This window comes from Campylobacter sp. BCW_6465, assembly GCF_001762815.1.
Lineage (GTDB): Bacteria > Campylobacterota > Campylobacteria > Campylobacterales > Campylobacteraceae > Campylobacter_D > Campylobacter_D jejuni.
The window spans coordinates 1-19,051 of sequence record NZ_MJXN01000025.1; the positions used below are offsets into that span (position 1 = coordinate 1).

Annotated in this window: 23 protein-coding genes and 1 tRNA gene; 11 read left to right on the plus strand and 13 right to left on the minus strand. The window is 30.4% G+C overall.

The genetic code is table 11. The annotated features are described in order from the left end of the window. The 7 genes from AJ886_RS01945 to AJ886_RS01960 all read right to left on the minus strand — a co-directional run. Nucleotides 1-314, minus strand: a 314-nt coding sequence (locus tag AJ886_RS01945) for a hypothetical protein (protein ID WP_070287065.1), incomplete at its 3' end; no start/stop codon positions are given. 11 nt (nucleotides 315-325) lie between these two features. Further along, nucleotides 326-625 (minus strand): tyrosine-type recombinase/integrase, encoded by a 300-nt coding sequence (locus tag AJ886_RS10145; protein WP_002881695.1) that lies wholly within the window; start codon nucleotides 623-625, stop codon nucleotides 326-328. Between the two features lie 8 nt (nucleotides 626-633). Next, the gene (locus AJ886_RS10150) at nucleotides 634-1,026 is read right to left on the minus strand and encodes a tyrosine-type recombinase/integrase (RefSeq protein ID WP_052521783.1); all 393 of its coding nucleotides are present in this window, start codon (nucleotides 1,024-1,026) and stop codon (nucleotides 634-636) included. Nucleotides 1,027-1,046: 20 nt separating this feature from the next. Continuing rightward, nucleotides 1,047-1,319: a phage integrase central domain-containing protein gene (locus AJ886_RS10990; RefSeq protein ID WP_374220172.1), complete on the minus strand. Its 273-nt coding sequence runs from the start codon at nucleotides 1,317-1,319 to the stop codon at nucleotides 1,047-1,049. Beyond that, nucleotides 1,316-1,531, minus strand: a complete 216-nt coding sequence (locus tag AJ886_RS10155; protein WP_002881691.1) for an Arm DNA-binding domain-containing protein — start codon at nucleotides 1,529-1,531, stop codon at nucleotides 1,316-1,318. The genes AJ886_RS10990 and AJ886_RS10155 overlap by 4 nt, the downstream gene beginning before the upstream one ends. A gap of 194 nt (nucleotides 1,532-1,725) precedes the next feature. Next, nucleotides 1,726-1,811, minus strand: a tRNA-Leu gene (locus tag AJ886_RS01955). A gap of 33 nt (nucleotides 1,812-1,844) precedes the next feature. After that, complete coding sequence (locus tag AJ886_RS01960) at nucleotides 1,845-2,183, minus strand: F0F1 ATP synthase subunit C (protein WP_002861627.1); 339 nt, start codon at nucleotides 2,181-2,183, stop codon at nucleotides 1,845-1,847. 231 nt (nucleotides 2,184-2,414) lie between these two features. Between AJ886_RS01960 and AJ886_RS01965 the strand changes: the two genes are divergently transcribed. From AJ886_RS01965 to argH, 5 genes are read left to right on the plus strand one after another with little or no spacing between them, the layout of a single operon-like run. Beyond that, on the plus strand, nucleotides 2,415-3,749 hold the full coding sequence (locus AJ886_RS01965) for a sodium-dependent transporter (RefSeq protein ID WP_044779223.1): 1,335 nt from the start codon (nucleotides 2,415-2,417) through the stop codon (nucleotides 3,747-3,749). A 12-nt stretch (nucleotides 3,750-3,761) separates the two neighbouring features. Next, the gene (locus tag AJ886_RS01970; protein ID WP_044779224.1) at nucleotides 3,762-5,102 is read left to right on the plus strand and encodes a sodium-dependent transporter; all 1,341 of its coding nucleotides are present in this window, start codon (nucleotides 3,762-3,764) and stop codon (nucleotides 5,100-5,102) included. Between the two features lie 30 nt (nucleotides 5,103-5,132). Continuing rightward, nucleotides 5,133-6,932 (plus strand): biotin/lipoyl-containing protein, encoded by a 1,800-nt coding sequence (locus AJ886_RS01975; RefSeq protein ID WP_070233360.1) that lies wholly within the window; start codon nucleotides 5,133-5,135, stop codon nucleotides 6,930-6,932. 12 nt (nucleotides 6,933-6,944) lie between these two features. Next, nucleotides 6,945-8,519: a phosphoenolpyruvate carboxykinase (ATP) gene (gene pckA / locus AJ886_RS01980; RefSeq protein ID WP_004305981.1), complete on the plus strand. Its 1,575-nt coding sequence runs from the start codon at nucleotides 6,945-6,947 to the stop codon at nucleotides 8,517-8,519. 9 nt (nucleotides 8,520-8,528) lie between these two features. Next, nucleotides 8,529-9,911, plus strand: coding sequence for an argininosuccinate lyase (argH, locus tag AJ886_RS01985; protein ID WP_070276238.1), 1,383 nt, complete (start codon nucleotides 8,529-8,531; stop codon nucleotides 9,909-9,911). A 21-nt stretch (nucleotides 9,912-9,932) separates the two neighbouring features. Here the strand turns inward: argH and ychF are convergent, their stop codons facing one another. Genes ychF through rpiB form a run of 6 tightly spaced genes read right to left on the minus strand, consistent with a single transcriptional unit; the run spans nucleotide 9,933 to nucleotide 14,410 of the window. Then, nucleotides 9,933-11,036 (minus strand): redox-regulated ATPase YchF, encoded by a 1,104-nt coding sequence (gene ychF, locus AJ886_RS01990; protein ID WP_004305979.1) that lies wholly within the window; start codon nucleotides 11,034-11,036, stop codon nucleotides 9,933-9,935. After that, nucleotides 11,033-12,484, minus strand: coding sequence for a leucyl aminopeptidase (locus AJ886_RS01995; RefSeq protein WP_044779226.1), 1,452 nt, complete (start codon nucleotides 12,482-12,484; stop codon nucleotides 11,033-11,035). The genes ychF and AJ886_RS01995 overlap by 4 nt, the downstream gene beginning before the upstream one ends. Continuing rightward, entirely contained in the window at nucleotides 12,481-13,077 is a 597-nt protein-coding gene (locus tag AJ886_RS02000) for a DedA family protein (RefSeq protein ID WP_002861619.1), read from the minus strand. The genes AJ886_RS01995 and AJ886_RS02000 overlap by 4 nt, the downstream gene beginning before the upstream one ends. A gap of 18 nt (nucleotides 13,078-13,095) precedes the next feature. After that, the gene (gene apt / locus AJ886_RS02005; RefSeq protein ID WP_044779227.1) at nucleotides 13,096-13,644 is read right to left on the minus strand and encodes an adenine phosphoribosyltransferase; all 549 of its coding nucleotides are present in this window, start codon (nucleotides 13,642-13,644) and stop codon (nucleotides 13,096-13,098) included. Then, nucleotides 13,641-13,973: a membrane protein gene (locus AJ886_RS02010; protein WP_002853247.1), complete on the minus strand. Its 333-nt coding sequence runs from the start codon at nucleotides 13,971-13,973 to the stop codon at nucleotides 13,641-13,643. Before AJ886_RS02010 ends, apt begins: the two co-directional genes overlap by 4 nt. Beyond that, a complete protein-coding gene (rpiB, locus tag AJ886_RS02015; RefSeq protein ID WP_002861617.1) occupies nucleotides 13,973-14,410 on the minus strand; it encodes a ribose 5-phosphate isomerase B in 438 nt (145 codons plus the stop codon). The genes AJ886_RS02010 and rpiB overlap by 1 nt, the downstream gene beginning before the upstream one ends. A 163-nt stretch (nucleotides 14,411-14,573) precedes the next feature. Here rpiB and AJ886_RS02020 point away from each other — a divergent pair, with 163 nt between their 5' ends. The 6 genes from AJ886_RS02020 to AJ886_RS02045 all read left to right on the plus strand — a co-directional run bounded on the left by AJ886_RS02020 (nucleotide 14,574) and on the right by AJ886_RS02045 (nucleotide 19,021). Continuing rightward, nucleotides 14,574-15,128, plus strand: coding sequence for a CheB methylesterase domain-containing protein (locus AJ886_RS02020; RefSeq protein WP_002861616.1), 555 nt, complete (start codon nucleotides 14,574-14,576; stop codon nucleotides 15,126-15,128). A 15-nt stretch (nucleotides 15,129-15,143) separates the two neighbouring features. Beyond that, entirely contained in the window at nucleotides 15,144-15,932 is a 789-nt protein-coding gene (locus AJ886_RS02025) for a CheR family methyltransferase (protein WP_070276240.1), read from the plus strand. Nucleotides 15,933-16,067: 135 nt separating this feature from the next. Further along, nucleotides 16,068-16,796 carry an amino acid ABC transporter ATP-binding protein gene (locus AJ886_RS02030; RefSeq protein ID WP_002865902.1) on the plus strand — a complete coding sequence of 243 codons (729 nt, stop codon included), beginning with the start codon at nucleotides 16,068-16,070 and terminating at the stop codon, nucleotides 16,794-16,796. 21 nt (nucleotides 16,797-16,817) lie between these two features. After that, nucleotides 16,818-17,597 carry a bifunctional adhesin/ABC transporter aspartate/glutamate-binding protein PEB1a gene (gene peb1A / locus AJ886_RS02035; RefSeq protein ID WP_044780510.1) on the plus strand — a complete coding sequence of 260 codons (780 nt, stop codon included), beginning with the start codon at nucleotides 16,818-16,820 and terminating at the stop codon, nucleotides 17,595-17,597. A gap of 1 nt (nucleotide 17,598) precedes the next feature. Next, nucleotides 17,599-18,351 carry an amino acid ABC transporter permease gene (locus AJ886_RS02040; RefSeq protein WP_044780509.1) on the plus strand — a complete coding sequence of 251 codons (753 nt, stop codon included), beginning with the start codon at nucleotides 17,599-17,601 and terminating at the stop codon, nucleotides 18,349-18,351. A gap of 10 nt (nucleotides 18,352-18,361) precedes the next feature. Next, nucleotides 18,362-19,021, plus strand: a complete 660-nt coding sequence (locus tag AJ886_RS02045) for an amino acid ABC transporter permease (protein WP_004305969.1) — start codon at nucleotides 18,362-18,364, stop codon at nucleotides 19,019-19,021. Nucleotides 19,022-19,051 lie beyond the last annotated feature (30 nt).

Below are 19,051 nucleotides of genomic sequence, written 5' to 3' on the forward strand. Positions count from 1 at the left end.
GAATACATACCTCCTAAACCGCCTAAAGCATAAAATAATTCTTCGAAAATGTCTTCTTTGTTAAATTCAAGTTCTTCTATGTCAATAAGATCAGGAGTTCGGCTACATTTTTGTAAATTTTGATATATTTTGACTAAAATCTTGATTTTTTGTAGATTATTTTCAGCCTCTAAATAAGAATTTAAGTGTATTATTAGGGTTTTTATGAGTTTTTCTCTATTTTCTCTATTTTCTTTATTTTCTTTATTTTCTTTATTTTCAAGAAATTCACCCCCCGCCCGAGTGAATGCTTCTTTTAAATATTTGTTTTTCATATTATTCCTTTTTATATAAAATCAAGTAAAATAAAATCTTTTAATTTTGGGCATATTTCGCACAAATAATCACTATACCATTGCATCAACTCCCTTCTCTCTTTTAAATTTTGTGCAAAATTATATGAAGCTTTAACCTTATTTTTTTCCGTATGTGCCAAACACATTTCTATAATATTGCTACTAAACTGATGTTTTTGAATATTTTCGTGAGCTAGAGTACTAAACATAGATCTAAAACCATGTGGAGTAAAATCTTCATTTGAATATCCCATTCTTCTAAATACCATTCTTACTGTATTATCACTCAAGATCTCATTTAGTCCATCGCCTTTCTTTTTTGTTTAATGGATTTAAATAAAAGATCATGATGACTTATTTGTTTGTATTCTTTTAATAATTGCACTGCAATATCACTTAGATGTATACAATGCGCTTTTTTCATTTTCATTTTTGAAGCAGGTATGTTCCACAAGCCATTTTCTAAATCAATATCTTCCCAAGCAGCATTTCTTATGCTAAAACTTCTTTGCGCAGTAAGAAGCGACAATAAGATTGCCATTTTTGTATTTGTATCACATTGTATATAAATAATATTTTCAATTAATTCTTTAATTTTTGAAACTTCCGTAATAGTCGCAAAATGTCTTGTTTTTTTGTTATAGACCAAATCCTTTCTTTTTATACCAAGCATAATATTATTTTCAATCATCTCTTTGTTAACTGCATAAGTTAATGTTGTAAATATTTTTTTACCGACTTCGGATTTTTTTGTAGTTTTATTTTTTCAAGAACATTTAAAATATCGCTTCTTTTAAGATTACTAATGGGAATATCTCCTATAATAGGATAGCAATGATTTTCCATTCGCTTAATAGACTCATTGAGAGTGCGTTTTGTTATGTCGTTTTTTTGAAGAAAATACTGTTCAGCAATTTTTCTAAAACTTGTATCACATCCTTCTTTTTTTCTTATACTTTCATTAGTTTTTAGTAAAGTTTTTATCTCATTTTTTTATCTCGAGCTTCTTTAATTGATATTTGCGGAAATTGCCCCAAAGTTATTCTTTTTAATTTTCTTGTTTTTGGATCTTTACAATCAAATACAAAAGACTTTTTGCCGCTAGGATAAACTAATACAAATAAATTATCACTATCGCTAATTAAAAATTTTTTATCTTTTGGACTAATATTTACTATATCTTTCTGTGTAAGCATTTAAAAATAGACTCCTTGTGGTAATTTCTCCTAACTTTTTAGAATAAAAAATAAAAAGTTAGGAGAAAAGTTAGGAAAAAAGTTTCGAAATGAATTTTAACGGAAAAAACTTTAATTTAGGCTTTATATAGCTATAAATGCCTATTTTATCGATATTTTATAAGTATGATATTTATAGTAGTTTATAGTATCGATGGTGCGGTTAGCGAGATTTGAACTCGCACACGCAGAGCGTACCACCCCCTCAAGATGGCGTGTCTACCAATTCCACCATAACCGCATAAAAAAAGCCCAAAAAGGGCTTTGATAAGTTTTATTGTAAAACTATAAAAGGATTTGCATAAAGTGCTATTAGCGCGATAACAAGAGCATAGATAACTTGTGCTTCAATCATCGCTAAAGCGATAAACATAGTTGTCATTAATTTTGGCCCAAGGCCAGGGTTTCTAGCTGTTCCTGCAATTGTTGCCGCTGCAGTATTACCCATACCGATAGCACCACCAAGTGCTGCAACACCAAGACCTAAACCTGCTGCAAGAACTGAAAATGCTTTAATCCATACATTAATAGCTTCTTGCTCTACTGGAGCATTAGTTTCAGCTGCAAAAGCTACTGCTGAACATGCTAATAATAAAAAAAGAACTTTTTTCATTATCTTAACCTTTCTATAAAAAAATTTTTTCAATTTTTAAATCAGTTCGGCTTGCGTATCCCTACTTAAGACTTAAAAATAAAGCCGAATTATAACCAAAAGTATCTTTATTTTTATTGAAATTTACAAAAATTCACATTTTTGATTTAAATTTGATTGTTTTCAATAAAGCTTAAAAGTTTTTTTGCTTTAATAATATTTTAAAATAATTTTTAAGTTAAGGTTGTAACATTGAGTTCTAAATTTTCAAAAATAGGTTTCATTTTAGCGGTAGCAGGTTCAGCGGTGGGCTTGGGTAATGCTTGGAAATTTCCAACATTAGTAGGTCAAAGTGGTGGATCTGCTTTTATCTTGCTTTATATAATTCTTACTTTAGGTGTAGGTTTTGTGATATTTTTAGCTGAGCTTAGCATAGGAAAAATTAGTGAAAAAGATCCGGTTAATGCCTATGAAAAGTTAGCACCTTCAAATAAAAAAGCTTGGTCTTATGTTGGTTTTACTATGGTGGGGGCGATTTTAATAGTTTCTTTTTATACCTTGGTGATTGGCTGGATAGTTAAATATGTGTTTTTAAGTATCACTGGAAATTTGCCTATGGATCTAGAAGTAAGTAAAGCACAGTTTGGATTTTTTACAAGTGAGGATTTTTTAAGTCAGTTTATTTGTTTTACTTTGGTTTTTTTATGTGTTTTTTATATTGTTTCTAAAGGTGTTAAGAATGGGATTGAAAAGTTAAATGTTTGGATGATGCCTTCATTGTTTATTTTACTTATTTTGATGCTTGTTTATGCTATTAGTAAAGATGGTTTTATGATGGCGGTTAAATTTCTTTTTGTACCTGATTTTTCCAAAATCAACACTTCAAATGTTCTTGAAGCCTTAGGACTTGCTTTTTTTAGTCTTTCTTTGGGCGTTGGAACGATTATTACTTATTCTGCTAGTCTGCCTGATAAAACCAATTTTATTACCAGTACTTTAAATATTATTTTTATCAATCTTTTAGTTGGTTTATTAATGGGTTTGGTTGTTTTTACTTTTATCTTTGAATTTGGCTACAATCCTAATCAGCAAGGACCAGGACTTGTTTTTATTTCCTTAGCTACTTTATTTGAAAAAATTGGGGTGATTGGTTGTATTTTTGGAGCAGCATTTTTTATTTCTTTAATCTTTGCTGGTATTACTTCAGCTGTTTCAATGATAGAGCCTTTTGCTTTTTATCTTATTAATACTTTTGGCATGAGCCGTAAAAAAGCTTTGATTTTAATAGGAATTGTTGTTTATATTTTAGGAATGTTGTGTATTTTATCTTCTTTAAAAAGTACTCAGTTTGGATTTTTTGGAATGAGTTTTTTTGATTTGCTTGATAGTGTTTCAAGCAAGGTTATTATGCCTTTAGGTGGAATTTTGGCAGCTATTTTTGTGGGATTTGTGATGAAAAAAGATGCTTTAAAAATTTTATTTGAACCTTATATGAGCGGTATATTTTTTGAACTTTGGTATGTGTTTTTGAGATTTATTTCCCCTTTGGCTGTTGTTATAGTTATGATAGCCGCTTTTTTAAAGTGAGTTTGAAAAATAATGAGAACATATTTTTCAAAAATCGGTTTTGTATTGGCTGTTGCTGGTGGAGCCGTTGGTTTAGGTAATGCTTGGAAATTTCCAACTTTAAGTGCAGAAAATGGTGGTTTTGTTTTTGTGCTTTTATATTTGTTTTTTACCTTAACTATAGGATTTAGTATTTTTTTGGCTGAAGTGGCTATGGGACGTTTAAGTAAAAGTGATCTTGCAAATGCTTATTCAAATCTTGCTATAAAATATGGCAATAGATGGCGATATGGCGGCGTTTTTATGTTAGGTGGTATTTTTGTCCTCTCTTTTTATCTAGTTATCATGGGATGGGTTTTAAAATATACTGTAGTGAGTCTTTATTATCTTCCTAAAACTTTAGATGAAGCAGCAAGTAATTTTCAGAATTTAATCACTACAAATTTGACAAGTTCTGTTTTTTTCTTCACTTTATCTTTTTTTCTTACTTTATTGATAGTATCTAAAGGTTTAATCAAAGGGATTGAAAAATTAAACGTTGTTATAATGCCTAGCTTATTTTTAATGCTTGTTTTTATGTTGTTTTATTGCATGGGATTTAAGCAAGGTTTTGCAAATGCTTTTTCTTATTTATTTTATCCTGATTTTTCACACTTTAAATTTAGCTCTATTGCCGAAGCCTTAGGGCTTGCATTTTTTACCTTATGCTTGGGAATAGGTTGTATAGTTACATATTCATCAGCCTTGGATAAAAAAACAAATTTTATAAAAAGTTCAGTGTATATTGTTTTGATTAACTTATTGATTTCTTTTATTATGGGACTTATTGTTTTTACTTTTATCTTTGAATTTGGAGCCGATCCACATACTCAAGGAGCGGGGATTGTTTTTGTATCCTTGATGAGTTTGTTTAATCAGCTTGGGATTTTAGGCTATATTTTTGCATTTTGTTTTTTCTTAGCACTTTTTTTTGCTGGTATTACTTCAGCTGTTTCAATGATAGAGCCTTTAACTTTTTATATGATTAATAACTATCAAATTTCTCGTGCTAAAGCTCTATTTTTAATAGGTTTATTTGTTTTTGTTTTTGGAATTTGTTGTATCTTGTCGTTAAATTTAAATTTTTTTTCTATGTTTAGTTTTTTTGGCAAAGATTTTTTTACTTTATTAGATAAATTAACTTCAAATTTTTTACTTCCACTTGGTGCTATAGCATGCTCTATATTTGTAGGTTTTTTTATGAATAAAAAACAAATTTATAAAATTTTTTCTAAATTTATAAGTCGAAAAATTTTCTTAATTTGGTTGTTTTTTATTCGTTTTATATCGCCTATAGCAATAATTTTGGTAATGTGTTATCAAATTTTTGTATAATAATGAAAAAATATTTTTTAAGGAAAAATAATGGCTAAAAAATTCATCGATGTAATGGATACAAGCTTTAGGGATGGTTTTCAGTCTGTTTATGGAGCTAGGGTTTTAATGGATGATTTTTTTCCTGCAATAGAAGCAGCAAAAGAAGCAGGCATTACACATTTTGAATTTGGCGGTGGTGCTAGATTTCAAAGCTTGTATTTTTATCTTAATGAAGATGCTTTTACCATGATGGATAGATTTAGGGCTATTGTAGGAAAAGATGTCAATCTTCAAACTTTAGCAAGAGGGGTCAATACCGTTACTTTAGATACTGGAAGTAGTGAACTTATTGATTTGCATGCAAAACTTTTTGCAAAACACGGTACTACAACGATAAGAAATTTTGATGCCCTTAATGATGTAAATAATTTAAAATTTAGTGGTGAATGTATAGTAAAACATGGGTTAAAGCATGAAATTACTATCACTTTAATGGATTTACCGCCAAATTGTAAAGGTGCCCATGATGTGCCTTTTTATGAAAAAATTTTAAAAGAAATTTTAGCAGCAGAAATTCCTTTTCATAGTATTTGTTTCAAAGATGCAAGTGGGACTTCTAATCCAAATAAAATTTATGAAACCATTAAAATGGCTAGAAAAATTTTACCTCAAGATACACACATTAGACTTCATACGCATGAAACTGCAGGAGTGAGTATAGCCTGCTATCTTGCAGCACTTGAAGCAGGGGTTGATGGTATCGATTTGGCTGCGGCTCCAGTAAGTGGCGGAACCTCTCAGCCTGATATTTTAACCATGATGCATGCTTTAAAAGGCAAAGATTATGATTTAGGCGGACTTGAGGAAGAAAAAATTCTAAAATACGAAGAAGTTTTAAAAGATTGTTTAAAAGAATATTTTTTACCACCTGAAGCTACTATGGTAAATCCACTTATTCCTTTTTCTCCTATGCCAGGAGGAGCTTTAACAGCAAATACACAAATGATGAGAGATAATAATATCTTAGATAAATTTCCACAAGTCATTCATGCTATGAGAGAAGTTGTAGAAAAAGGTGGATTTGGTACTTCGGTTACTCCAGTTTCTCAATTTTATTTTCAACAAGCTTTTAATAATGTGATGTTTGGACCTTGGAAAAAAATAGCAGAAGGTTATGGAAAAATGGTGCTTGGTTATTTTGGAAAAACTCCTGTTACACCCGATGCAAATATTGTTGAACTTGCTTCAAAACAACTTAATTTAGAACCTACTACAGAGCTTGCTATTAATATAGCTGATAAAGATGAGAGTAAAAGTATAGTTTATACCAAAACCTTGCTTGAAAAAGAGAGTATAGAAACGAGTGAAGAAAATATATTTATTGCAGCAGCTTGTAAAGAAAAAGGTATAGCATTTTTAAAAGGAGAGGCAAAGGTAAATGTACGCAAATTAGCTAGTATGCCAAAGCCTATGAGTGTAGATGAAAACAAATTTACCGTAGCTGTAAATGGTAATAAATATCATGTAGAGGTAAGCTATGGTTTTGATAAAGATGTTAATGTTAAAAGTGTAAAAAAAGTAGAAGAAAATAAAAATATTGTTTCTTCAAATTCAACAAGTTCTGTAGATGCTGAAAATGAAGTTTTAGCAGGTATTTCAGGTAATGTCTTTAAAATTTATGTTAACGAAGGTGAAGAAGTAAAATCAGGTCAAGCCATCATGGTTTTAGAAGCAATGAAAATGGAGATTGAGGTTAATGCTCCAAAAGATGGAATTATTTCAGAGCTTTGTATTAAAATAGGCGATACTGTTAACGAAGGCGAAGTATTAGCTATCTATAAGAATTAAAGTGAGGGAAAGATGAAAAAATTTGATAATTTAGGTTTGGATAATATAAAAGAAATTTTTCATAATTTAAGTTATGATGAATTAAATGCTCATGAAAAAGCAAATAATGAAGGTTTAAGTACGGATAATGATACTTTTTGTGTAGATACAGGGATTTTTACAGGTAGAAGTCCTAAAGATAAATATTTTGTAAAACAAGATCCATCTAGTAAGTATATTGCTTGGGGAAAGGTAAATCAGCCCATTACAAAAGAATTATTTGATAAGCTTTTGACCAAAGCAAAACAAGAATTAAGTGGAAAGAAAATTTATGTTCAAGATGCTTTTTGTGGCGCTTCTTTGCAAAGTCGCAAAGCAGTAAGATTTGTTACTGAAATTGCATGGCAAGCGCATTTTGTTAAAAATATGTTTATTCGCCCAAGTCAAGAAGAACTTGAGAATTTTAAAGCAGATTTTATTGTTTATAATGCTTGCAAATGTATCAATGAAGATTACAAACAAGATGGTTTAAATTCAGAGGTTTTTGTAATCTTTAATGTTGAAGAAAATATAGCAGTTATTGGTGGAACTTGGTATGGTGGAGAAATGAAAAAAGGTATTTTTTCTATGATGAATTATTGGTTGCCACTAGAAAATAAACTTTCTATGCATTGTAGTGCAAATGTCGGAGAAAAAGGTGATGTAGCACTTTTCTTTGGACTTAGTGGCACTGGAAAAACTACACTCTCAACCGATCCAAAAAGAAAACTTATAGGTGATGACGAACATGGTTGGGATGATGAAGGTGTATTTAATTTTGAGGGTGGTTGTTACGCAAAAACAATCAATCTCGATCCTGAACATGAGCCTGAAATTTATGGTGCCATTAAAAGAAATGCACTTTTAGAAAATGTAGTTTTAAGAGCCGATAAGAGTGTTGATTATGCTGATGCTTCAAAAACAGAAAATACAAGAGTTTCTTATCCTATAGAGCATATTGAAAATCATGAGCCTAGTCTAAAAGCAGGGCATCCAAAAAATATTATATTTTTAAGTGCAGATGCTTTTGGAATTTTACCTCCAGTAAGTAAACTAAGCAAAGAGCAGGCTATGTATTATTTTTTAAGTGGTTATACAGCAAAAGTAGCTGGAACTGAGCGTGGTATTTTAGAACCTCAAGCAACTTTTTCAGCTTGTTTTGGAGAACCTTTTATGCCTTTGCATCCAACGGTTTATGCGAGATTACTTGGTGAAAAGATTGAAAAGCATGAAGCTAATGTTTATCTTGTTAATACAGGCTGGAGCGGTGGAAGCTACGGTGTGGGTAAAAGAATGAGTATTAAGGCTACTAGGGCTTGCATTAATGCTATTCTAGATGGAAGTATTGCAAAATGCGAATTTGAAAATTTTGAAGTGTTTGATTTAGCTATTCCAAAAGCTTTAGAAGGTGTAGAAAGCACGCTTTTAAATCCTATAAATACTTGGTCAGATAAAAATAATTATATTGCAACAAGAGATAAATTAGCACATATGTTTATACAAAATTTTAAACGTTACGAAGATGTCAAAGAAGGCATTGAATTTAGCAAATTTGGACCAAAAATTTAAGGCATTTAAATGAAAAATGAAATGTGGTCAGGACGCTTTAGTAGTGCAAGTGATGAGCTTTTAAAAGAATTTAATGCAAGTTTAAATGTAGATAAAACTTTGTTCAATGAAGATATACAAGGTTCTATAGCACACGCTACAATGCTTGAAAGTTGTGGTATTTTAAAAAAAGAAGAATTAGATGCTATTATAAAAGGTTTAGAGCAGGTTAGAAGTGAAATAGAGCAAGGCAAATTTATTTTTGATATTAAAGATGAAGATATTCATATGGCTATAGAAAAGCGTTTAAGCGAGCTTATAGGTAGTGAAATTGGTGGAAGACTTCATACTGCAAGAAGTAGAAATGATCAAGTGGCTACTGATTTTAAACTTTTTGTCAAAAAATCTCATATTGAACTTATAAAGCTTTTAAAAGAATTGATTCAAACCATGCTCAAACATGCCAAAGTGCATAAAAAAACTATTATGCCAAGTTTTACACATTTACAACACGCTCAGCCTGTGAGTTTTTCTTTTTATATTTTAGCTTATGCTTTTATGCTAATGCGAGATATTAAGCGTTTGCAAAATAGTCTAGAACTCGCTGATTTTTCGCCACTTGGGTCTTGTGCGTGTGCAGGAACAAGCTATGCCACCAATCGTGAGTTGAACGCTAAAATTTTAGGATTTAAAGATATTATGCCAAATGCTATGGATGGAGTGAGTGATAGAGATTTTGCTCTTGATTTACTTTATGATATAGCAGTTATTTTTACACACACTTCAAGACTTTGCGAGGAAATGATTTTATTTTCAAGTTCGGAATTTTCTTTTATATCCATAAGTGATAGTTTTTCAACAGGAAGTTCTATCATGCCTCAGAAAAAAAATCCCGATGTTTGTGAACTTATACGCGGAAAAACAGGGCGTGTCTATGGAAATCTGATTTCTCTTTTAACTATAATGAAAGCTCTACCTTTAGCTTACAATAAAGATATGCAAGAAGATAAAGAAGGGCTTTTTGATAGTGTAAAAACCGCTAAAGATAGTTTAATCATCTTAAATGCAATGTTAAAAGAAATACGAATTAATAAAGAAAATATGCTTAATGCTTGCAAAAAAGGTCATTTATTGGCTACTGATTTGGCGGATTATTTAGTGCGTGAAAAAAATATTCCTTTTAGAAAGGCACATTTTATAGTAGGAAATGTTGTTGCACAAGCTGAAATACAAGGCATTGATATAAGCGAAATTAAAGATCTTTCAAAAATAGATCCTATATTTGATGAAAAAGCTATAGAGCTTTTAAATTTTGAAATTTCTTTAAATTCTAAACAAAGTGAAGGCTCAAGTTCTACTACAAGCGTAGAAAAGCAAATTCAAATTTTACAAGAATTTATTAAAAAAATATAAATATTGTTTAGGCTATTTTGCCTAAACATTGAATCTAAAATGCATTACATCGCCATCTAAAACGATATAGTCTTTTCCTTCAAGGCGTAGCTTTCCTGCTTCTTTGGCGCCATTTTCGCCTTTGTATTGGATATAGTCTTCATAGGAAATAACTTCAGCTTTTATAAAGCCTTTTTCAAAGTCATTATGAATCACGCTCGCTGCTTTTGGTGCTTTCCAGCCTTTTTTGATTGTCCAAGAACGCACTTCAACTACACCAGCGGTAAAATAACTGATCAGTCCAAGCTTAGTAAAAGCAGTGCGTATGATTTGATCAAGACCGCTTTCGTTAACTCCTAGAGAACTTAAAAATTCACGACTTTCTTCATCACTTAATCCTACTAATTCTTCTTCGATTTTTGCACAAAGCTTGATAACTTCATGATCATTTTTTTTAGCATATTCTTTTAAAGCTTTTACATAATCATTATCTTCACTAATACCATTTTCATCAACATTTGCACCATAAATCACTTCTTTAGCAGAAAGCAGTCTTAATTCTTTGATTAAGGCTTGATAAATTTCGCTTTCTTTTTCAGGATAAGAACTTGCAGCTAAGCCTTTGTTTAAATGATCAAGTAAAGAATTTGCAAGTTCGAGGCTTTCTTTAGCACCCTTTTGGTTGGCTTTGGTTTCTTTGGTGAGTTTTTCTATTTTTTTACTAAGTTGTTCAATATCTGCTAAAATAAGTTCTGTATTGATAATTTCTACATCACGCAAAGGATTAACTCCACCTTCAACATGGGTGATATTTTCTTCATCAAAACAACGCACTATGTGTAAAATAACCTCAGTTTCGCGTATATTTGAAAGAAATTTATTTCCTAAGCCTTCACCCTTACTTGCACCTTTAACAAGTCCAGCGATATCTACAAATTCTATTAAAGAATGCATAATTCTTTCAGGTTTTACGATTTTAGCAAGTTCATTAAGTCTTAAGTCAGGAACTTCAACCATGGCTTTGTTAGGCTCTATAGTGCAAAAAGGATAGTTTGCACTTTGGGCATTTTGTGCTTTAGTTAAAGCATTAAAAGTCGTTGATTTGCCAACATTTGGAAGTCCTACTATACCTACGCTTAAACTCATTTAGATTTCCTTAAAATTTGAATTAAATAATTAACACACATTCTAACTCCAGCTCCACCTGCACCAAAACTAGAATATCCCCAAGATTTTTCCGTATAAGCAGGTCCTGCTATGTCAAGATGTAACCATTTGTCTTTATATTCTTTACGAATAAATTTATCTAAAAATAACCCCGCGGTAATTGCGCCTCCATAGCGACTAGAGGCAGTGTTGCTAATATCGGCAATATTTGATTTTATAAGTTCTCTTAAGTGGGGGTTAAAGTGTAAGATTGTAGTATATTCTCCACTTTTTTTAGAGCTTAGATAAAAATCATTTTGCAATTCTTCATTGTTTCCCATAATAGCACTTGTAAATTCTCCAAGTCCTACAACACAAGCTCCAGTAAGTGTTGCCATATCGATAAGTAAATCAGGTTTTAAATCTTGTGCAAAAGAAAGACAATCAGCTAAAACCAAGCGTCCTTCTGCATCTGTATTTCTTACTTCTATACTTACGCCTTCGCGACTGATTAACACATCATCAGGCTTATAAGCATTGCCGCCTATCATATTTTCAGTTGCACCTAAAATACAATGCACTTCTAAATCTAAAGCAAGCTCGGCTACGGCTTTTATGATCCCCATTGCTGCTGCTGCACCGCTTTTATCAGCTTTCATTGTAAGCATAAAATCAGCTGGTTTTAAGCTTAATCCACCGCAATCGTAAGTTAAGCCTTTTCCAACAAATACAACACGTTTTTTTGCATTTTTGGCTTTATAGCTTAGATGAATGAGGCGTGGTGGATGTACCGAGGCACGATTGACTGCCAAAAAAGCATTCATTTTTTCTTTGGCCAAAAATTTTTCATCATAAATTTTACAAATAATGTTTTTATTTTCTTTAGCTAAATTTTGCGCATCTTCTGCCATTTTTAAAGGGGTGTAAATTTCAGGAATTTCATTGACTATATTTTTAGTAAAATTTGTGGCATTAGCTAAAATTTCTCCACGCTCCAAGCCTATCTTAGCTTCATCTTTATTAAATTTCTTACCATTTAATTCTTCGCTTGAAATAATAAATTTTTCCAAAGTGCTTGTTTTTTTCTCGCTTTTATATTTATCAAATTTATAAGCTCCAAAAAGTACGCCTTCAACTAAAGATGTAAAACTTCTAACTACACAATCTCCTATTATGCTAGGAAGTTTTACGCTTTTTATATTAAGCTTTTCAAGAGTTTTATATGCTGTGCAAAGACTTAATCTTATATCCTCATAAGCAAGGCTTTTAAGCTCTAAATAAAGCTTTTTATTGTTTAAGTCTAGTAATACACCTTCGCCTTTGTAATTATTAAGTTTAAAAAAATCTTTTTCTTTGTTAAAATTTTTTAAATTTTTATCCTGTATAAAAATAAGTTCAAAGTCTGCTTTTATAGCATCTAGTTTTTTATCGTTTAATTCAAATTTCATGATTTTTTCCTTTTATCTTTAAGTATAGCTTTTTCCATTTGTTTAAAACCAAATAATAAAAGGGATAAAAAAGCTATAATAATAATGGCTGCATAATACCAATGTTCTTCAGCCCAAGTCACCATCTTCCAAATTTGTTCTCCAAAATACCAAGCTAAAAGTATAGTGATTGATGCCCAAACCCAAGCACTAAAAAGATTGATAATAGCAAATTTTTTTGCACTATAACGCGTGACTCCTATACTCATAGGTATAATGGTTCTAAAGCCATACATATAGCGTTGTATAAAAATAATAGGCCAACCAAAACGTTGTAAAAGTAAGTGTGCTACTGCAAATTTACGCCTTTGGGTTTTTAATTTTTTTTGTATGTAACGTTTATTATATCTTCCTATATAGAAATAAATTTGATCGCCTACAAAACCACCAAGTCCTGCTATAAATATAACAAAGCCTAAATTTACATGTCCTTGATGGGCAAAAATACCTGCCAAAATTAAAGCCAACTCCCCTTCTAAAATACACCATAAAAAAATAATAATATATGCTAGATCTTTGTATTGGTAAAGTAAATTTTTTAAAAATTCTTCCATTTGCGCCTTTCTATAGTTTTAAATTTCTAAAACACTATAAACTGAAGTAAGTTTTTCAAGTTTATTTGCTCCATTTAAATCTTTAAGATTCATTAAAAAACAAGCTTCAACGCATTTTGCTCCAGCTTTTTGAATAAGTTCATACGAAGCTATAGCTGTTCCGCCAGTTGCTATTAAATCATCTACAAGTAAAACCTTTGCATTTTGAATATTTTTAAATGCATCTTTATGAAGTTCTACTTTATCGCTGCCATATTCAAGATCATATTCGCAGCTAAAGGTTTCAAAAGGGAGTTTTCCAGGTTTTCTAATAGGCACAAAAGGAAGATTAAGTTTTGCACAAATCATAGATGCAAAGATAAATCCTCTGCTTTCTGTTCCTGCTATGAAGTCTAGATTGTAATCTTTGTAGCGTTCTTTTAAATGTTTAAGTAGAAAATTTAAAGCCTCTTTGTTATTTAGTAGAGTGGTAATATCTCTAAAAATAATTCCTTTTTTTGGAAAATCAGCAATAATTCTAATGCTATCAAGCAGGTATTTTTGTTCTTCTTGTGTTAGTTTTATCATAATAATGCCTCGATTTTTGCTTCTAATTCTTTAATTCTTTGTCTTAGTTTGTCATTTTCTAAACGATATTGAGAATTTCTAGTTCTTAAAGATGTAAGGTCTGCTTTGATTTTATTAAGCTCTTCTGTGAGTATATCTATATTTCCAAGACTTCTTTGAAGTTGGATTTGTAGTTTTCTAATAACAATCTCAGTATCATCAAGATTGTTTTTGATAAAATCTTTTGATGTTTTTTCTTTATTAAGTAGAGTTTTATAGTAAAACAACATTACAATCAGATAGATAGTTGCACAAATTAATATAGTTAAAACAAGCCAGTTTGTAAACATTATATTTTTACCTCAATTTTTTGAATTCTTTGCATATGTCTCCCTTCTTCAAAAGGAGTTTGAATGAATTTTTCTATAATATCTGTAGCTAATTCAATCCCGATTAATCTTCCACCTAATGCCAAAACATTGGCATCATTATGTCTTCTTGCAAGTTCCGCACTTAAGCTTTCATGGCATAATGCGCAGCGAATGTTTTTATGACGATTTGCTGCAATAGAAATTCCAATTCCACTTCCACAAATAAGAATGCCAAAGCTTCGTTTGTCTATTTTTTCGGCAAGTAAATGTGCATAATCAGGATAATCACAGCTTGCGCAAGTGTTTGTTCCTAAATCGTTAAAAATTATATTTTTTTCTTTTAAAAATACGCAAATTTTTTCTTTTAATTCAAAACCAGCATGATCACTAGCAATATAAATTTTTTCCCTAAGCATTGGTTTCCTAATTACTATATAAAATAAGATAAAAATCTAATCTTATCATATTAAATCATAAAAACAGCTTTTCTTTTTTTAAAAATAAGCTTTATTTTTCTTTATATATGTTAGAATTTGCGACAAGAAAAATAAAATTTCAATAAATTAAGGGGAGAAGAAAATGAAGCTCATACTCATAGGATCTTCAACAGGTGGTCCTAATCAGCTTAAATTTCTTTTAAAGGATATTGATATAAAAAATACCTGTGTAGTTATAGCTCAACACATGAGTGTTAGTTTTATTCCATCTTTTGTGGGGCAATTTAATAAAGAGGCTTTTAGTGAAGTGTGCTTATTGAACGATAAAGAGATATTAAGCAATAAAATTTATATTTGCCCTAAAAATACTATTTTATCTGGAAATTTAAATATTGTAGCCTCTTGGCAAGATGTGGTATCAAGTTTTAAGCCAAGTGTAGATTTGCTTTTTCATTCCGCTGTTTCTTTGGCAAAAACAAATAAAATACTTGCTATTATTTTAACGGGTATGGGAGATGATGGCGCAAAAGGTTTATTTGAGCTTTATAAAACAGGGGTTAGATGTTTATGTGAGAATGAGGCAGATAGCGTCGTTTATGGTATGCCAAAAAGAGCAAAAGATATGAATCCACATTTAAAACCTATGAGCTTAAAAGAAATTAAAAAAGAAATTATAAATTTTATTGATCAGGATTAATAAAAGGAAAATTACATGGAAAAAAAAATAACTCCTAGCGAATTAGAACTTAATGAATTTATAAAAATTATCAACGAAATGAGCGGTATTGATTTAACCGATAAAAAAAATATATTAGCTTTAAAGTTGAATAAATTTCTTGAAGGAACTAATACTAAAAATTTTTCCGAATTTTTGGGAAAATTAAAAAGTAATAGACAACTTAAACAAGAAACTTTAGATTTTGTAACCATAGGTGAAACTTATTTTTTAAGAGAATTGGCTCAATTGAAAGAAATAATTTATTATGCCAAAAGCTTAGAAAAGAGAGTAAATATCCTAAGCGCCCCTTGTTCAAGTGGAGAAGAGGTATATTCTTTGGCATTATTGGCTGCACAGAATTTTATTAAAGATATGTATGTTTTAGGCATTGATATTAATTCAAGCGTGATTGAAAAAGCAAAACTTGGAAAATATCAAGGAAGAACTTTACAGCGATTGAGCGAGAGTGAAAAAAGAAGGTTTTTTTTAGAAAGCGAAGATAAATTTTATACTATTAATAAAAATGAGCTTTGTACTTGTAAATTTGAACTTTGCAATGTTTTTGAAGAAAAATTTTCAAGATTGGGAAAATTTGATATTATAGCTTCTAGAAATATGATTATTTATTTTGATCATGAATCAAAACTAAAACTTATGGAGAGATTTCATAGAATTTTAAATGATAAAGGAAGGCTTTATGTTGGCAATGCTGATTTAATTCCAGAGACTATTTATTTTAAAAAGATTTTCTCTCCAAGAGGTGTTTACTATGAAAAAGTATGAATTCTAAAAATTACTAAAAGTTACACTTTAGAAATTTATTAGTAAAAATAAGTTACATTTTGAAGTAGTTTTCTTTATTTAATGATAAAATAATTTTAATTAATTTTATATTTAGTTAAAAATAAAGGAAAAAACTTGATTGAATTAAAAAATGTAAACAAATACTACGGAACTCATCATGTTCTAAAGAATATTAATCTTTCTGTTAAAGAAGGTGAGAAGCTTGTTATTATAGGTCCAAGTGGAAGTGGAAAAAGTACAACTATCCGTTGCATGAATGGGCTTGAAGAAGTTAGTTCAGGAGAGGTCGTAGTTAACAATCTTGTTTTAAATCATAAAAATAAAATTGAAATTTGTCGAAAATATTGTGCAATGGTTTTTCAGCATTTTAATTTATATCCACATATGACGGTTTTGCAAAATTTAACCTTAGCTCCAATGAAACTTCAAAAAAAATCTAAAAAAGAAGCTGAAGAAACAGCTTTTAAGTATTTAAAAGTCGTAGGTTTAGTGGATAAAGCAAATGTTTATCCAGCAACCCTTTCAGGCGGACAACAACAGCGCGTTGCTATAGCAAGATCACTTTGTACTAAAAAACCCTATATTTTATTTGATGAACCTACTTCAGCCCTTGATCCAGAAACCATACAAGAGGTTTTAGATGTAATGAAAGAAATTTCACACCAAAGCAATACTACCATGGTGGTTGTTACACACGAAATGGGTTTTGCAAAAGAAGTAGCAGATAGGATTATTTTTATGGAAGATGGCGCTATTGTGGAAGAAAATATTCCTAGTGAATTTTTCTCAAATCCAAAAACCGAACGAGCGCGACTCTTTTTAGGGAAAATTCTTAAAAATTAACCAAAATTGAAAGGAGAAAAAATGGTTTTTAGAAAATCTTTATTAAAGTTGGCAGTTTTTGCTCTAGGTGCTTGTGTTGCATTCAGTAATGCTAATGCAGCAGAAGGTAAACTTGAGTCTATTAAATCTAAAGGACAATTAATAGTTGGTGTTAAAAATGATGTTCCACATTATGCTTTACTTGATCAAGCAACAGGTGAAATTAAAGGTTTTGAAGTAGATGTTGCCAAATTGCTAGCTAAAAGTATATTAGGTGATGATAAAAAAATAAAACTAGTCGCAGTTAATGCTAAAACAAGAGGCCCTTTGCTTGATAATGGTAGTGTAGATGCAGTGATAGCAACTTTTACTATTACTCCAGAGAGAAAAAGAATTTATAATTTCTCAGAACCTTATTATCAAGATGCTATAGGGCTTTTAGTTTTAAAAGAAAAAAATTATAAATCTTTAGCTGATATGAAAGGTGCAAATATTGGAGTAGCTCAAGCTGCAACTACAAAAAAAGCTATAGGTGAAGCTGCTAAAAAAATTGGTGTCGATGTTAAATTTAGTGAATTTCCTGATTATCCAAGTATAAAAGCTGCTTTAGATGCTAAAAGAGTTGATGCGTTTTCTGTAGACAAATCAATATTGTTAGGTTATGTGGATGATAAAAGTGAAATTTTACCAGATAGTTTTGAACCACAAAGTTATGGTATTGTAACCAAAAAAGATGATCCAGCTTTTGCAAAATATGTTGATGATTTTGTAAAAGAACATAAAAGTGAAATTGATGCTTTAGCGAAAAAATGGGGTTTATAATATGAATGAAAGTGTAGGTTTTGTTGAACATTTAAGACAAATTCTTACTTCTTGGGGTTTATATGATGAAAATAGTATAAGCCCTTTTGCGGTATGGAAATTTTTAGATGCTTTGGATAATAAAGATGCTTTTATTAATGGTTTTATTTATACTTTAGAAGTAAGCATTCTTGCTTTGCTTATAGCTACAATTTTTGGAACTATAGGCGGAGTTATGGCTATAAGTAGATTTAAAATTATCAGAGCCTACACTAGAATTTACGTAGAGCTTTTTCAAAATGTTCCTTTGGTAATACAAATTTTCTTTTTGTTTTATGCCTTGCCTATTTTAGGTATAAGACTTGATATATTTACTATTGGTGTATTGGGTGTTGGGGCTTATCACGGAGCTTATGTAAGCGAGGTGGTTAGAAGTGGAATTTTGGCTGTGCCAAGAGGTCAGTTTGAAGCTTCTGCTTCTCAAGGGTTTACTTATATTCAGCAAATGCGTTATATCATAGTACCTCAAACCATTAGAATTATTTTACCACCGATGACAAATCAAATGGTAAATTTAATCAAAAATACCTCTGTATTGCTTATTGTAGGTGGAGCTGAGTTAATGCATTCTGCTGATAGTTATGCAGCTGATTATGGAAATTATGCGCCAGCTTATATATTTGCAGCGGTTTTATATTTTATAATTTGTTATCCTTTGGCTTATTTTGCAAAGGCTTATGAAAATAAATTAAAAAAAGCACATTTAACGAGATAAAGGGTTGTTAATGGAAAATGTTTTTAATGCACAAAATATTGAATTTTTAATGCAAGGTTTATTTCTGACATTAAAAATAGCCTTAGCAACTTGTATTATTTCGATTGTTTTTGGAACTTTTTTAGCTATAACTAAAAATTATGGGGATAGATTAAGTAAATTTTTAGCAGCTTGCTATATAGATATTTTTAGAAATACTCCTTTATTATTATGGATGCTTGCAGCTTGTTTTGTTCTACCTGTATTTTTTGGACAATTTCCTCAAGCTTTTTGGGGTACTATAGGATTTTCACTTTATACGAGTTCGGTTATGGCTGAAATTATTAGAGGTGGATTAAATTCTATACCAAAAGGTCAGTTTGAAGCAGCTTATTCTCAAGGTTTTGGTAAATTTTTTACTCTTTTTTATATTATTTTACCACAAACTTTTAGAAAAATAGTACCTGCTTTATTATCTCAAATTGTAACCACTGTAAAGGATACAGCTTATTTAGCGGGTTTAGGTATAGCTGAGCTTACTTATAACTCAAAAACTATATTGGCAAAACTAACAAGTTTTGAAGAAATTTTAGCGATGATAGGTGTTGTTGCGGGAATCTATTTTATAATATGTTTTTCACTTTCTATGTTGGTAAGATATTATGCCAAAAAGACAGCTTACATTTCTTAAAAAAGCTTATATTTTTATATAAGCTTTTTA